Source organism: Paenibacillus oceani, from assembly GCF_014705615.1.
In the GTDB taxonomy this organism is placed as follows: domain Bacteria; phylum Bacillota; class Bacilli; order Paenibacillales; family NBRC-103111; genus Paenibacillus_AB; species Paenibacillus_AB oceani.
Genome location: NZ_JACXJA010000008.1, coordinates 26386 through 40899 on the forward strand (window position 1 = coordinate 26386; position 14514 = coordinate 40899).

Sequence of the window (14514 nt, forward strand, 5' to 3'; positions counted from 1 at the left end):
GTTTCTTGCGGTCGCAGCATTGATCTGTACGAAGCTGGTTCGGATTCTGAAAGCGATGGGAGGCAGCCGGACCCGTGATATGGTTCGTCATTAACCGGCTATCCGGAAACGGTAAAGGCAAGAAAGTATGGCAGGAAGTCGAACGGGCGCTGGACAGGCTCGGCATTGAATACGGCCGTACGTTTACGCAAAAACAGGGACATGCGGAGGAGATCGCCCGGGAACTGGCTAATAAGCCGGGTATCTCCGCGATCGTCGCTATAGGCGGTGACGGAACCGTCCATGAGGTTGCGAACGGAGTCGCGGGGACGAGCGTGCCGGTCGGCTGCATTCCCGCCGGGTCCGGAGACGATTTCGCACGCAGCCTTGGATACCCGCTGTTATGGGAAGGCGCGCTGGAGCGCGTATTGAAGCTTAACAGCCGCCGGATCGATGCCGGCCTGATCAATGGCAGACTGTTTGCCATATCGGCGGGAATCGGTTTTGACGGCGAAGTGGCCAAGCTGACGAACCGGTCCTGGTACAAACGTTGGTTCAATCGGATCCGTGCGGGGCGAATCTCTTACGTTGTCACTGTTCTACGTTTGTTGATTACGTACAAGCCTTGCCGTGTGCGGCTGGATGTCGATGGCATCACCTCCGAGCACGACGACGTCTGGCTGATGGCGATCGCCAATATGCCGGGTTACGGCGGGGGCATGAAGATTTGTCCGGATGCCAAGGATGACGACGGATGGCTCCATCTGTGTCTGGTGGAAGGGATATCGCGTATGGAACTGCTGCGTTTTTTCCCGCGGGTATACGACGGAACGCATGTGACGCATCCGGCTGTACGGATGTTGGCTGGAAGGAAGATCCGGATGGAGAGCGGCACGCCGATGACGATTCATATGGACGGAGAATTCGGAGGGGAGACGCCGGTCGGAACGCCGGTTGCGATCGAAGTGCTTCCGGATCGTTTGCTTGTCATTTGAAAATATTGCAATGTCGATAGACGGGAAGGAGTATGATATGATTCACGTATTGTTCGTATGTCTGGGCAACATCTGCCGTTCTCCGATGGCGGAAGCGGTACTTCGGCACCAAGTAAAGGAAGCCGGGCTGGAGCAGCAGATTCAGATAGACTCTGCAGGAACGGGCGATTGGCATATCGGTCATCCTCCGCATGAAGGAACCCGCAAGCTGCTGGACAGCAAGCGCATCTCATGGAACGGGATGACGGCGAGGCAGGTTAAGCCGGAAGATTTTGCCCAGTTCGATTATGTAATCGCCATGGATAATAGCAATTTGAGCAATCTGCACGAGATGTTGGCACAGCATACCCGCGAAGGTTCCGGAACTCCAGAACAGCCGGACGGCGGAGTAAAGTCCAAAATGTTTCGTCTCCTCGATTTACTGCCGGAGCGCAAGCTGGAGAACGTGCCGGACCCTTATTACACCGGCAATTTTGACGAGGTGTATGAGATGGTGGAGGCAGGCTGCCGCGTCCTGTTGAAGCAGATCCAAGACGAGTTGAAGCCGTAATCCGCCACACTTGTACGTTGTATGCACCAAAGCTCCGGTATATAACCGGAGCCTTTTTCGCAGTAACTCAAATCAGGAACATGGCGGCGATCGTCGTAACGACGAGTCCGATAACGACCGGCTTCAGATTGCGTCTGGCCAGCTCAAACGGGTCTACGCCGCAGATAGCCGCTGCCGGAATAAGCGCCCAAGGTACGATCGTTCCGCCGCCAACCCAGATCGCAGCGATCTGACCTAACGCCGTTAACGTAGCGATACCGGAGCCGATCGCGGCGGCGAACAGGTTGGCGATCGAGCCGGCCAGCGAGATGCCGGAGAAGCCGGAGCCGTCGAGGCCCGTTATCGCTCCGACGACCGTCAGCGTGGCGGCGCTGACGCCGGTATTGATCGGCACCGTCTGGGCGAGCGCAAGACCGAGATCGTTGACGATGCCGTGGGAGCCGTCGGGCAGCGTATTGCCGAAAATGTCGGCAAAGGCGGAGTCGCCCAAATAAAAAAACGCGGCGATCGGAATAACCGGACCAAACACTTTAAACCCGAACAAAAAGCCGTCGATCAATTGCGTCGTCGTACGCTCCAGACCTGCCTTGCGGCTTGATAACAAGGAGAGCACGATCATGACGAGCAGCGCGGTGCCGCCGATCAGGGCGGTGGCGTCTCCGCCTTGCAGGTCGAGCTTGAACATGGCGAAGATATCGAGGGCGAACAGAAGCGGGATCACGACTGCGGCAATTTTTCTGACGGCGGGGGACAAGGGGCTGTCAATTTTGGCCGCCTCGGATTCAGGGACAGTTGTCGCTTTAAGGCCCGTATCCATCGTCAAGCTGCCGTTCCGCATGTCGCGGCGCATATACCAGAAGGCTACGGCGGTCGTAACCGCACCCATGATGATCACGAGTGGAATGCTGGCTTGAATGACGTCCGCTACCGGGATGCCTGCCGCATCCGCGGTCAGCTTGGGCGCTCCCTGTATGACGAAGTCGCCGGACAGGGCGATGCCGTGGCCGAACAAGTTCATTGCCACCGCGACTCCCAGCGCGGGCAATCCTACGCGAATCGCAACGGGCAGAAGCACGGCGCCGATCAGCGCCACGGCCGGGGAAGGCCAGAAAAACCACGAAATGATCATCATCACGATGCCGATAACCCAGAAAGCGAGCGCCGGCGAACGAATCAGCCGGGTTACGGGCGAAATCATCACTTCATTAATGCCCGTACGGATCAGCACTTTGCTCAAGGCGACAATGAGCGAGATGACCAGAATCGTGCCGATTAATTCTTTAATAGCATAAATAAATCCGGAAAAAACACCGCCGACCGATTGGCTGACAGACTGGGTGGCAATCAGGCCGAGCGCTAAAATGCCGACGACGCACACGGCCGTCGTATCGCGCCGCATCACCATAAAGCCGATAATGAGCAAGACGAAGGCGAGGTAAACCCAGTGCAGCGATATAAGTGTGACGTCCATTTGGCGGTACACCTCCACGTAAGGGGTTACAACTGTACTTCAGTGTATGCGCCGCCGCAAAATGTGTGTTTGCGGAGCTGGAAGCCTGCACCCGTCTACGCCCGTCTTCCCGTGCCGGAATAAACCGGGCTCTTTTGGCCGAAAACGGAAACCAATCGGCCTTCCATTCGTCTATATATCTGGTAGCGTATATGAATAGAGGGGGATATTATGAAGCGGTTATCTTTGGCCAGGTTCGGCCTGTTGCTGGCAGCTTTGTGGGTATTTGCGGCTTGCGAGCGGGATACGGAACCCAAGCGTGCAGCGTCCGATCCGTCGAAGCCCGATGTCGTCGTTTTCGGTTCGGAGATGGAAGGGATGTATTTGGCGAGAGCGGCCAAGGACGAAGGGCTGTCCGTGATCGTCATCGATCCCCGGGAGAAGCCCGGCGGCCAGCTGATCCAAGGCGAGATGCATTATTTGGACGAAGCGTTCGAAGGCAGCGGCAAATCGCTTCTGCAGGGAAGAGTTAAGCTGCTTTTCGATGCGTACAAAAAGGGAGACATCCGGAAAAAAGAAGAATTCGTCGCCTACTTCAATCAATTGTCCGACGGCATACCGATCGAATCCGGGATATCCATTACGAACGTAGAGATCAAGGAAGATCCGGCGACGAACAAGCGGCGCGTGGAGTCGGTCTCCTACCGGACAAAGGACGGTACGACCAAAACGGTTTCAGCCCGCTACTGGGTGGAAAACACCGACTTTTCCGCCTTGACGAGCAAGCTGGGGTTACAGCGGATTCCGGGCATCGAGACGGTGTTCGGCGGCACGAAGGATTACATGGCGTCGTCGCTCATGATGAAGTTCCGCAACGTCGACTGGGCCAAGTTCCAGCAAGAAGTGAACAAGCTCGGCAAAAAAGGGATCGAGGAAAAGTACGGCGCGGAAACGACCGTAACCGATACGTTCACATGGGGATTCGGCAATGTGGGAGGGCGGTTTAAGCCAAGCAGCAGCGATGTTTTTCTGCGCGGTCTGAATACGGTAAATCAGCGTGACGGCGACGTGCTGATTAACGCGCTGCTGTTATATGACGTTGACCCCTCCAGCGAAGAGAGCGTGCGCCAAGCGATCGAACTCGGCAGACGCGAGACGGAGCGGGTGCTCCCGCATTTGCGCCAGGAGCTTCCGGGCTGGGAGAAGGCGGAGATTAACGGTTACCCCGAATATTTATATGTCCGGGATTACGACCGGTACGAGACTGAATACGTGCTGCAGGCGACCGATCTGATGAGCGGTACGATGTATGACGATAACGTCAGCATTGCCGGGTATGCGCTCGATCTGCAAGGGACGAAAAATCACGTGTGGGGCAGCCGCAAGGGGGTCCCCGACAAATACGGCATGCCACTAAGATCGTTTATCCCGAAAGGATATTCGAACGTCATAACAGCTGGCAAAAACGTAGGCGCGTCGGCAGTCGCTTACGGAAGCGCCAGAATTCAGCCGAATACGGCGCTGGCCGGCGAAGTGATCGGCATCCTGCTCGCAAGGCTTGACGATAAGCGCGTCCTGTCGGAGCTTTCTGCCAAGGAGATGAAGGAGCTGCACAGCTATGTGCAGAAAAAACACGGTATCCGGCTGAGCGGAGTGACCGGTGCAGACAAAATCAAACATCTGACCGATGAGCAGCGGCGCCAGCTGAACGAAGGCAAGCTTGTCATCGAATAACATCAATTAGCTTCCAGCTGTCTGCGATCCGATCGCAGGCAGCTTTTTGGCGTTCCTATCCATCATAAAATCATTTGCGGCCCGACATGCGGCGGTATTGGGAAGGAGATAAGGAAACCGTCTGTTTGAATACCCGGTTGAAGTGGGCCAAATTTTCGAATCCGACCTGTTCCGCGATATGAAGCACCTTCGTATCGGTTTCGCGCAGAAGCCGTTTCGCTTCGCCGATTCGGATATAGGTCAAATATTTGATAAACGAAAATCCGGTTTTTTCTTTGAAAATCCGACTGATGTAATGCGGGCTCATATAAAACGTTTCGGACAATTGCTTCAGCGTTACCGGGCTCATGTAATGGGTATTGATGTACGCGGCGATTTCCGTAATTTTTTGGTGAATCGGCGTATCGAACGGCGAAATTTCCAGATCGTACCGTTCCATGCATCGCGATATGAACAGCAGCATCTCTGTAACAAGCAGCTTCACCTGCAGCGAATGGGCGGTCGGCTGCTCCTTCAGATCCTGGATGATGCGGAAAACGAAGCCGTCCAGTGTCAGCAAATCTTCGGACTTCAGCCGCAGCGTCCGAACGCCGGACAAGTAAGGACGAAGCAGCACTTCTCTATACGATCCGCCAAGCATACCGTCGAACAGGTCGTCCGAAAATTGAATGAGGAACCGGTCGTGATGCGGGGTTCCTGCCGCCATCGTCCGGTGCAGATCATATTTCGGTACGAAGACGAGGTCTCCTTTTTGAATGGGATACAGACGGTCTTTGATGAAAAAGTGACGCTTTCCGGACATCAAGTAATACAGCTCCAACGTTTCGTGCATATGGTTGTCCGGCATGTCGAACGTTGCATAATATTGCGAATAACCAACAAGCAAGTTGTCCTCGAGTAAAACGTGATGTTTCTGCGGGGGGGTAACGATCATGCGGGTCCGATTCCTCCTTTACGATTACTGTAGCAGAATGGAATGGAATCAACAACAAAAATTGCATAGGTAGATGCAATAATTGCCGTTTTTGACGCAGAACCATGCATCATTGATACGATATGATCGATTCAGAAACTAGTGAATGCGCTTTCGCAGAGAGGAGGAAATAAACAGTTGCGGAGGGACCGCAGAGGACGAATATGATTATTCCTCCTCCAAGAAAATCCAATGTAACCCGATAAAACCAAAGTGATGAATATGAAAATCTACAGATCCGACAAGGAGGTACACCAACCAGATGAGATATCCAAAAGCGATAACACCGGCCGTTTCCTTGATGATGCTGTCGGCGCTTGTGTTGGCAGGATGCGGGGGCAATGAAGAACCGGGTTCGAGTCCGGGCACGACAACACCCGTACAGCAAAAAAGCGAACCGGCCGAGCTCGTATTTTATACGAACAACGGCGACTCCGAGGAAAGCTTCAACCTCCGGTTCGGCGATTCGATCCGCAAAAAGTTTCCCGAGCATACGATCAAGTTCATCAGCAGCGCTAACAAAGGACCTACCTTAGCCGATCTTATTGCAAGCGGCCAGCAGATCGATATTTTTTTCCAGTCGATCGGCAATTTCGAGAGCTGGGTGCTCGACACGGGAATCCAGTACGACATGAGCGGGCTGATCCAAAAACACCAGATCGATATGAACCGTTTCGAGCCGACGATTGTGGATGCGCTTCGTCAAGTGGCTGGAGGCAAAATTTACGGGTTACCCGTGTTTAACAACAACATGGTGCTTTATTACAACAAAGACATCTTCGACAAATTCGGAGTCGCCTACCCGAAGGACGGCATGACGTGGGACGAAACGCTGGAAATCGCCAAAAAGCTGACGCGAAGCGAGGGAGGCAAGCAGTATCAGGGATTTACGACTTCGCCGATTCACCTCATCCGCATGAATCCGTATTCGCTCGGCACGGCGGATATGAAAACCGATACGCCGCTGATCAACAAAGACGAGAAATGGAAGCGGCTGTATCAGACGCTGTTCATTGATCCGGCAAACGACGAAGGGTACCGCGCCGGACTGGCCCAGCTGACTTGGCCTTCAAACGTGAACGAGTTTATGAAAACCCAAACGTCCGCGATGTTCGCTTATTTGTCCAGTTATTACATGATTTCCCCCACGGAGCTGAGGGCGATGAACTGGGATATGGTCTCTCTGCCGACTTTTAAGGATGCACCTAATATAGGCTCGCAAGCGTATCCGAGCTACTTCGGCGTAACGGCGATGAGCAAATACAAAGATCAGGCGATGGAAGTGCTGAAATATATGACGTCCGATGAAGCGCAGACGGAACTGGCTAAGAAAGGGATCATCCCGGTCGTCACCAATGACGCCGTCCGCAAATCGCTTGGCCAGGATTCCGAGTTCAAAAGCAAAAACTTGCAGGCGATATTCCGCAACAAATTCGCGCCGATTCCGCCGAAAGCGCCTTACGACTCGAACCTTGTTACGCTGTATGGCAAATACGTACTCGATATGGAGCGGGGAACGATCGATATTAACACTGCATTTCGGAAAGTCGAGGAAGAGTCGGTGAAAGCGATCGCCGAGTATAAAGCGAGGACGAAATAGGAACAGACCGAGCCAAAACCGAACAAATGCGAATCGGGTAAGAGGAGGCTGCTGCGGGAGACGACAGGCTGGACGGTTCTCTCTCAGCGGTTCCTACCTAATTATAGGAGGTTGAGATGATGTCAAAGCAAGCTGTCAAAATAAGCAGGCGCAAAATGCTGTCCGCACTTGGGATGGCCGGGGTTGCGGGAGTAGCCGGGGTGAGCTTAAGAGCTGCCGAATCGCATGGACAATCGGTGACATCGCTCGTGTACGGCAATCCGGGCGGAGGCGAACCGAATCCCGGACATGTCGTAACGTTAACGCTCGAACAGTTGCGAAGCCGCACGAACGTATCGCCCGAACTCGTTTATCTGGTCCGGTACAACGGACACGAAGGAATATTTGTGTGCGATCCGGCCGATACAGTATCTGTAGACAATACGGCGACTGTTATTGTAACCGCTTCCGGGATGAGGCTGAAACGGTTGTACGAGGGAGCGTTAAACGCCGCCTGGTTCGGAGCGGAAGGAAACGGAACAACCGACGATACGGCCGCGATTCGCAGCGCGCTTTTTACGATTCGGGACAACGGCGGCGGCAAGCTTGTAATACCGCAAGGAACGTACATCATAAGCGGGACGCTGAACGTATACTCGAACACGATTTTGGAAGGGGACGGCGAGGCAACGGTCCTACTGGCCAAAGTGGGACAAGAAGGCTTTTCTTTCATGCTGTTAGGGTATACGGGGCTGTTTACGTGCAAACATGCGCAGATCCGGAACCTGGTGCTGGACGGCAACATTCAGAACCGGCCGGATATTCGGAGAGGAAACGGCTGCCTGTTTTTAGGCAACGAAGCGCAGTATAATCTGGTGGAGAATGTAACGATAAGAAATTTCGGAAACAACGATAGGAGCGGCAATTTTTATACGATCGAAGCAACCGAACAAGATACCGGAGACTGTCACTCCAACGTCATCCGCAAATGCCGGTTTGACGACCCGTCCCGGATGTCGGGCTTTGCAGTCCGCTATTTTACGAATTATACGAACGTAAACTTGGCCGATCATCAATTTACGAAGTTTGTCCGGAATAACCTGGTCGAAGATTGCGTTTTTGAAGGGTTTACGTTTAATGTGATCGAGCTGGCCGGTCCGGCCACCTTATACAATACGATCCGGCAATGCACGATCCATGATACGAACGCGGTCACCTGCATCGAATCGGACAAAGGAGGCTCCTACAACCGGTTTGAAAATAACGATATTATGAAGATGTCGGGGCCGTTGGAAGGCGTTAAGGTAGACTCGGAGACGCCGCAAACGATAGCGATGCGTGCCCAAGGGGTCATTTATACCGGAATGAACCATGCAGGCGTGCAAGTTACAATCGAGCGGTATGCGCGCGGCAATCTATTCATCGGAAACAAAATAAGGAACGTGCCGAAAGGAAAAAGCTCCTCGGGAGGACTGCTTCTGAGCAGAGCGATCGATACGACTGCGGTAGGAAACGACTTTCAGTCGATTGTCAGCGAGAACCTGACGGACATTCATTCCTGCATTATGCTTGATGCTTACGTGGAACGGGCAACGATTACAGGCGGGACGATCTCGGACTGCAACGCCGGGATTATTACGACAGCCGGGACGAACTACTTGTACAAGGACATAACGATTAGCAATCTATCGTCCAAAACAAAAGGCACGTTTTACCGCTCTTATACCGGCGGCAACAAAAAAGGATTTACGTTAATCGGAAATCAGGTGGAGATCGAGACGACGAACGTATCCGCCATCGATTTGACGGAAGAGGACATGCTCATTACAGGCAACCGGCTCAGCGGGGCGGGCGGATGGGGATTCGGTGTGATGGTCCGTCCCAACTCGAAACCGACTATCGCGGGAAACCGGATATCCGGCTTCACATCAACCGTCCGGCCGCTTCCGGGCAGCGCGTTCTCGCGTTCGGTCGTTGCGGACAATACGGCGTTGAATTTGACCGGTTCACCGGTCGATCCGATTCAGACGACCAAATCGGCCATGCCCACAACGGGAAGCTGGGTACGAAACGATATCGTGTACAATCAAAATCCCGTTCTTCTCGGAACGGCGCCGGACGAATATTTTGTAAGCTGCTGGGTGCGCCTGACAACCGGGGCTGAGCATACAGACGGAACCGATTGGGCGGAGCAACGCGTGTACGTACAGACGTTGCCGAACTCCGAATCCCGGGGGCAAGTGCTGCCGGTTAAGCAAATAACAGGTTCGGCCTACACCGCTTCCCTTAATGACTATCAGATGGAAGTCGACGCAACGGCCGGACCGTCGGTGATCCAGCTGCCGAAAGCATCCGAGCATCCGGGACGCACCTTCCTGATCATCAAGGCAAGCCCGGGACGGAACAAAGTAACGGTTGAGGCCGTTGAGAACGATACCGTAGGCGGGACCCGGTCGATGAAGCTGCAGTCGAGAAACGAATCGGTCACCTTGACGTCGAACGGAGTTAACCGCTGGCACGTCCAGTCCCGCTATTCGCCGGACGACGACGAAGACGACGATTGATCCCGATAAGGCGTCAAGCAACCTGGCTGTCCATAGTCCTTATGGGCAGCTTTTTTCGTTTACTTGCCTTTCAAGGGGACAACGGACTGCCCGACATGCGGCGATATTGGGAAGGGGACAGCTGAACCGTTTGTTTGAACACCCGGTTGAAGTGGGCCAGGTTCTCGAAGCCGACCTGATCGGCGATTTCGAGCACTTTCCGGTCCGACTCCCTCAGCAGCCGCTTCGCTTCTCCGATCCGCACGTAGGTCAAATATTGGATGAACGAAAAACCGGTTTTTTCTTTGAAAATCCGGCTGATATAATGCGGACTGAGTGAAAACGTCTCCGACAACTGAGCTAAAGTAAGAGGGCACATGTAGTGCGTGTTGATATAAGCGGCAATGTCCGATATTTTCCGATGGATGGGCGGATCGGATTCGGAGTCGTCCTCGGCGTAACGTTCCAGACAACGGGCCAGAAACAGCATCACGTCGATCGCAAGCAGCTTTACCTGCAGAGCATGCGCGGTTTGCGGGTGCTTCAAGTCCCGGATGATCCGGTATACGATCCCGTCCAAGACGAGCTGTTCCTCCGGCTTCGGACGAAATGTCCGTATCCCGCGCAAATAGGGACGGAGTAAGATCTCGTCGTAGGACTCGCCGATCGTTTCCCAGAACAGCCGCTCGCTGAATTCAATCAGAAACCGGTCGTGATGCGGAGTGCCCGCGGCTAACGTCCGATGCAGCTCGTATTTCGGAATAAAGACGATATCGCCTTTCCGGAGCTGGTACAGACGGTCTTTAATGAAATAGTTCCGCTCCCCGGACATGAGGTAATACAGCTCGAACGTGTCGTGCATATGGTTGTCCGGCATATCGAATGCTCCGAAATATTGCGAGTAGGCGATAAGCAGTTCGTCATCCTGCAGCTTGTAATGTTTGGCCTGTATGTTCAATACCGCTCCTCCTTTCCTCTTACTGTAGCATCCCTCCCATAGAAACGACAACAAGAATTGCAAAGTTTATTGCAATTTAAACAATAATTCATGCAGAACCCTGCATTCTTTATCAGGTAAAATCGGTATAGATTCAAAATGAATCCACTTCGCAATAGCGGCGAGAGGAACGGTCATAAGGGGTATCGGTTCATCCATTACTTAAACAAAAGGGGAATCCGCAAAATGAACGATCGAGGAAATCGTACAGGGAAAGCGGCTGTCGGAGGGATGACGGCTATCGCGATCGCTTCCATGCTGGTTTTGTCAGGGTGCGGCGGAGGCGCCGGCACGCCGGCCGATCCGGCCAAAGATCAGCCAAACGCGGGGGAGCAAACGACGAAGCCCGGCGCGCCGGCGGTTGATACGAGCCCGGTTACGCTGAAAGTATTTTTCGGCACAGGGTTCGAGGACAAGGATATTCAAAACCTTATTGCGGACCCGGTCAAAAAGAAATATCCGTACATCTCGATCAAGACGTACAGGCCGGGGCAAGGCACCAGCATCCAAGAGCTGATAGCCGCAGGGGACACGCCGGACATCGTCTTTACCTGGAACGGAGATCTGGGCTTGTTCAAGGAGCTTGGTCTGCTGGAGGATATGAGCGGGCTCGCTTTGAAGCATGGAGTTGATATTAACCGGTTCGAGCCGGTCGTCCTCGATGCGATCCGCTCCATGTCGAACAACAAGGAGCTGGCGGCGCTGCCTTTCGCGGTTAACTTTAACGCGCTGTATTATAACAAAGATATTTTCGACAAATTCGGCGTTGCCTATCCGAAAGACGGCCTGACCTGGGAAGAGCTGATTCCAATGGCGGAAAAGCTGTCCCGGATCGAGGACGGAACGACTTACCGCGGGCTGGACCCGGAAAATATTAATCGGATGTCCATGCCGCTCTCGCTTACGATGGTGGATGCCAAGACGAATAAAGCGTCCGTTAATAACGAAGGCTGGAAGTCGGTGTTCGAGCTGGCCAAGCGGATCTGGTCGATTCCGAACAACAAGCCGGGAACGTTAAACGCTACAGGCCGGACGCAGTTTATGAATGACAAAAACGTCGCCATGCTGCCGGTGCAAAATATTTTGAATCTGGGACTCGAAGCGGCGGCGGCCAAAGGCTTGAACTGGGATATGGCGCAATACCCGAGCTACAAAAACAGCCCGAACGTATACGGTCATGTGGATACGCATATTTTCTCCGTAACGAAGCCGAGCAAATACAAGGATCAGGCGATGCAAGTAATAAGCGTAATTACGTCCGATGAAGTGCAGCTGTTAAGCACCCGCACGACGGCCCGGCTGTCGCCGCTGAAAAATACCGAGCTGAAGAAGCAGCTTGGCGCGGACATGGCTTTCCTGAAGGGCAAACATTTGGAGGCGATCTTCAAAAGCACCCCGGCCCCGGCGCCGACCTTTTCGTTGTACGAGTTCCAGGCGCGCGCGATCGTCCAGAAAACGTTTCAGATGTACTTTGACGGTACGGATCTGAATACGACGCTGCGCGATGCGGAGATGCAAGTGAATCAGATGCTCGAAACCAGCGTAAGAAAATAACCGTCCGCTTTAAAAAGTCCGGAAACTGCCGATTGTCGCGGCAGCTCCGGACTTTTTATGTCCCGGAACGCTTCGTTACGACACCAGCTTCAGTCCGACAGCCGCACCCAGCACCATTGTAATAAATAAGATCCGTTTGAAGTTTTTCGGCTCCCCGTACAGCATCATTCCGAGAATCGCCCCTCCCGAAGCTCCGATTCCGGTCCAGATCGCATACGCCGTCCCCATCGGCAGCGTAGTCATGGCGATCGCGAGAAAGATGAAGCTGGCTCCAAAACCGGCGGTCATGAGCAGAAAAGCGGGCGCATTGCGATCTTTGTGCAGTTTGTTGATCATCGCAACGCCGAACATCTCAAAAATTCCGGCAAGAATCAGAAATACCCAGTTCATGCGGCATCCGCTCCTTTCTCTTTACTGTCGCCCGTTACCAGCTTCAATCCGATGACTCCCGCCAATAACACGACGATCAAGATCATTTTGGCCGCTTTAAACGGCTCGCCGAAAAAAAGGATTTCGGAAAGCACGGTGCCTGCGGTTCCCATCCCGACAAAAACGGCGTACACGGTGCCGACCGGAAGATGACGCCCGGCCATGATCATCATATAAAAGCTGACGATAATCGCGACGATCGTCCCGGCCCATTCCGGCGCGCTGTCCGCATGCTTCAATCCGATCACCCAAAATACTTCAAAAAAAGCGGCTACAAATACTTTGACCCAGTTCATGTTCATGTTGGTTCGCCTCCTTGTGGTTGTATGGACCAGAAAAACAAAAAACCCGGGAGATAACCGCATTCGAAATTCGAATGCAGTTATTCTCCCAGGATTTTATCCTTCCGTGACACAGCGGTGAAGCTGCGAGTTTTCCCTCGGACCAGACCAGACGAAGCTGCGGAACCCTAGAAAACTTAATATGAACTTGCTTCTCATTATACACACTTCCGGGGGAAGTTCAATAGAACAATGGAAGGAATATCGTCCTTTCCTGTTCATGCCAAACGGACTTGCCTTTAGACATTCTTTCAGTGAAGCTTCTTGCTTTTATTTCAATCAACCGTGGTTCATTGTGGTATAATAGAATGAATTTATCCGGCCTAAGACGGCAGAGGAGGCGGCAGCGAACGTGAAACCGATTCCCGATCATTTGGACTATGGCTTATCGATCCTGTTCATCGGTTACAATCCGAGCGTACGTTCCTCCGAAACCGGTCATCATTACGCGAATCCGAGCAACCGGTTCTGGAAACTGATCCATGAAGCCGGACTCACCCCGCGCAAGTATAAGCCGGAGGAAGACGGTGACCTGCTGAAGCTCGGTTACGGGTTCACGAATATCGTCGCGCGTCCGACGAAGACGGCGGCCGAGATTACGAAGGAAGAATACAAGGCCGGACGCTTGAGGCTGATGGAGACGATCCAGCGTTACCGGCCCAAGGTTGCATGTTTCGTCGGCAAAGGTGTATACGAGCAGTATAGCGGAAGGACCGGAATCGAATGGGGACCGCAACCGGAATCGGTCGTTCCGAACGTCGTGGAGTTTGTCGCCCCGTCGTCCAGCGGCCTGGTTCGCATGAGATCCGAAGAGATTACGGCCATTTTTCGCCAACTGACGGTTTATTTGAAGGATAGCACGGGGTAAGGAAAGGCGGGACGCGTTTTGATCATCGGGATTGTATCCGACACGCACTTGACCGGGCGCAGCCGCAAGCTGCCTCCCGATCTGATCGAAGGGTTGCGCCGGGCAGACGCGATCCTGCATGCGGGCGACTGGATGACGCTGGACGTATATGAGGAGCTGTCCAGAATCGCTCCGGTGCAAGGGGTAGCCGGCAACGGCGACGGCGAAGAGATCATCCGGCATTTCGGCATGAAGCGCGTCGCGGTCTACGAGGGCATCCGGATCGGCATCGTGCACGGCCACGAAGGGCCGGGGCGAACGACGCCCGAGCGGGCGAGACGGGCGTTTCTCGAAGATCCGCCGGATATCGTCGTATTTGGTCATTCCCATATTCCGCTGAAGGAGCAAGCGGGTTGCGTGCTGCTGTTTAATCCCGGTTCACCGACGGACAAGCGGCGTCAGCCGTTGTACTCGTACGGCCTGATCCATATTCGTGACGGGGAGTTTACCGCAGAGCACCATTTTTTTTCGTAAGCGAAGCTG

13 protein-coding genes and 1 riboswitch are annotated in these 14514 nt (G+C 53.6%); of the genes, 8 read left to right on the forward strand and 5 right to left on the reverse strand.

The window, feature by feature from the left end:
• The first annotated feature begins 74 nt into the window (after positions 1 to 74).
• Positions 75 to 974 carry a diacylglycerol/lipid kinase family protein gene (locus IDH45_RS08560; RefSeq protein WP_190926565.1) on the forward strand — a complete coding sequence of 300 codons (900 nt, stop codon included), beginning with the start codon at positions 75 to 77 and terminating at the stop codon, positions 972 to 974.
• A 37-nt stretch (positions 975 to 1011) separates the two neighbouring features.
• Positions 1012 to 1524, forward strand: a complete 513-nt coding sequence (locus tag IDH45_RS08565) for a low molecular weight protein-tyrosine-phosphatase (protein WP_190926567.1) — start codon at positions 1012 to 1014, stop codon at positions 1522 to 1524.
• 67 nt (positions 1525 to 1591) lie between these two features.
• Here IDH45_RS08565 and IDH45_RS08570 read toward each other — a convergent pair whose 3' ends face one another.
• Positions 1592 to 2995, reverse strand: a complete 1404-nt coding sequence (locus tag IDH45_RS08570) for a hypothetical protein (RefSeq protein ID WP_190926569.1) — start codon at positions 2993 to 2995, stop codon at positions 1592 to 1594.
• 210 nt (positions 2996 to 3205) lie between these two features.
• Here IDH45_RS08570 and IDH45_RS08575 point away from each other — a divergent pair, with 210 nt between their 5' ends.
• Positions 3206 to 4708, forward strand: a complete 1503-nt coding sequence (locus IDH45_RS08575; protein ID WP_190926571.1) for an FAD-dependent oxidoreductase — start codon at positions 3206 to 3208, stop codon at positions 4706 to 4708.
• Between the two features lie 70 nt (positions 4709 to 4778).
• On the opposite strand, the gene IDH45_RS08580 is transcribed toward IDH45_RS08575, so the two are convergent.
• Entirely contained in the window at positions 4779 to 5642 is an 864-nt protein-coding gene (locus IDH45_RS08580) for a helix-turn-helix transcriptional regulator (RefSeq protein ID WP_190926573.1), read from the reverse strand.
• Between the two features lie 301 nt (positions 5643 to 5943).
• Here IDH45_RS08580 and IDH45_RS08585 point away from each other — a divergent pair, with 301 nt between their 5' ends.
• Together IDH45_RS08585 and IDH45_RS08590 are read left to right on the forward strand one after the other, a co-directional pair.
• On the forward strand, positions 5944 to 7281 hold the full coding sequence (locus IDH45_RS08585; RefSeq protein ID WP_190926574.1) for an ABC transporter substrate-binding protein: 1338 nt from the start codon (positions 5944 to 5946) through the stop codon (positions 7279 to 7281).
• A 119-nt stretch (positions 7282 to 7400) separates the two neighbouring features.
• On the forward strand, positions 7401 to 9824 hold the full coding sequence (locus tag IDH45_RS08590) for a glycosyl hydrolase family 28-related protein (protein WP_190926576.1): 2424 nt from the start codon (positions 7401 to 7403) through the stop codon (positions 9822 to 9824).
• 70 nt (positions 9825 to 9894) lie between these two features.
• Here the strand turns inward: IDH45_RS08590 and IDH45_RS08595 are convergent, their stop codons facing one another.
• Positions 9895 to 10761 (reverse strand): helix-turn-helix transcriptional regulator, encoded by an 867-nt coding sequence (locus IDH45_RS08595; RefSeq protein WP_190926578.1) that lies wholly within the window; start codon positions 10759 to 10761, stop codon positions 9895 to 9897.
• Between the two features lie 225 nt (positions 10762 to 10986).
• Between IDH45_RS08595 and IDH45_RS08600 the strand changes: the two genes are divergently transcribed.
• On the forward strand, positions 10987 to 12354 hold the full coding sequence (locus IDH45_RS08600; RefSeq protein ID WP_190926580.1) for an ABC transporter substrate-binding protein: 1368 nt from the start codon (positions 10987 to 10989) through the stop codon (positions 12352 to 12354).
• A 75-nt stretch (positions 12355 to 12429) separates the two neighbouring features.
• On the opposite strand, the gene IDH45_RS08605 is transcribed toward IDH45_RS08600, so the two are convergent.
• Both IDH45_RS08605 and IDH45_RS08610 read right to left on the reverse strand, forming a co-directional pair.
• Positions 12430 to 12744: a DMT family transporter gene (locus tag IDH45_RS08605; protein WP_190926582.1), complete on the reverse strand. Its 315-nt coding sequence runs from the start codon at positions 12742 to 12744 to the stop codon at positions 12430 to 12432.
• Positions 12741 to 13085 carry a DMT family transporter gene (locus tag IDH45_RS08610; RefSeq protein WP_317891174.1) on the reverse strand — a complete coding sequence of 115 codons (345 nt, stop codon included), beginning with the start codon at positions 13083 to 13085 and terminating at the stop codon, positions 12741 to 12743. The genes IDH45_RS08605 and IDH45_RS08610 overlap by 4 nt, the downstream gene beginning before the upstream one ends.
• Positions 13086 to 13168: 83 nt before the next feature.
• A riboswitch (guanidine-I (ykkC/yxkD leader) is annotated at positions 13169 to 13267 on the reverse strand.
• Between the two features lie 209 nt (positions 13268 to 13476).
• On the opposite strand from IDH45_RS08610, the gene IDH45_RS08615 reads away from it, so the two are divergent.
• Positions 13477 to 13992 (forward strand): mismatch-specific DNA-glycosylase, encoded by a 516-nt coding sequence (locus IDH45_RS08615; RefSeq protein WP_190926584.1) that lies wholly within the window; start codon positions 13477 to 13479, stop codon positions 13990 to 13992.
• A gap of 18 nt (positions 13993 to 14010) precedes the next feature.
• Positions 14011 to 14505 carry a metallophosphoesterase family protein gene (locus tag IDH45_RS08620; protein WP_190926586.1) on the forward strand — a complete coding sequence of 165 codons (495 nt, stop codon included), beginning with the start codon at positions 14011 to 14013 and terminating at the stop codon, positions 14503 to 14505.
• Positions 14506 to 14514 lie beyond the last annotated feature (9 nt).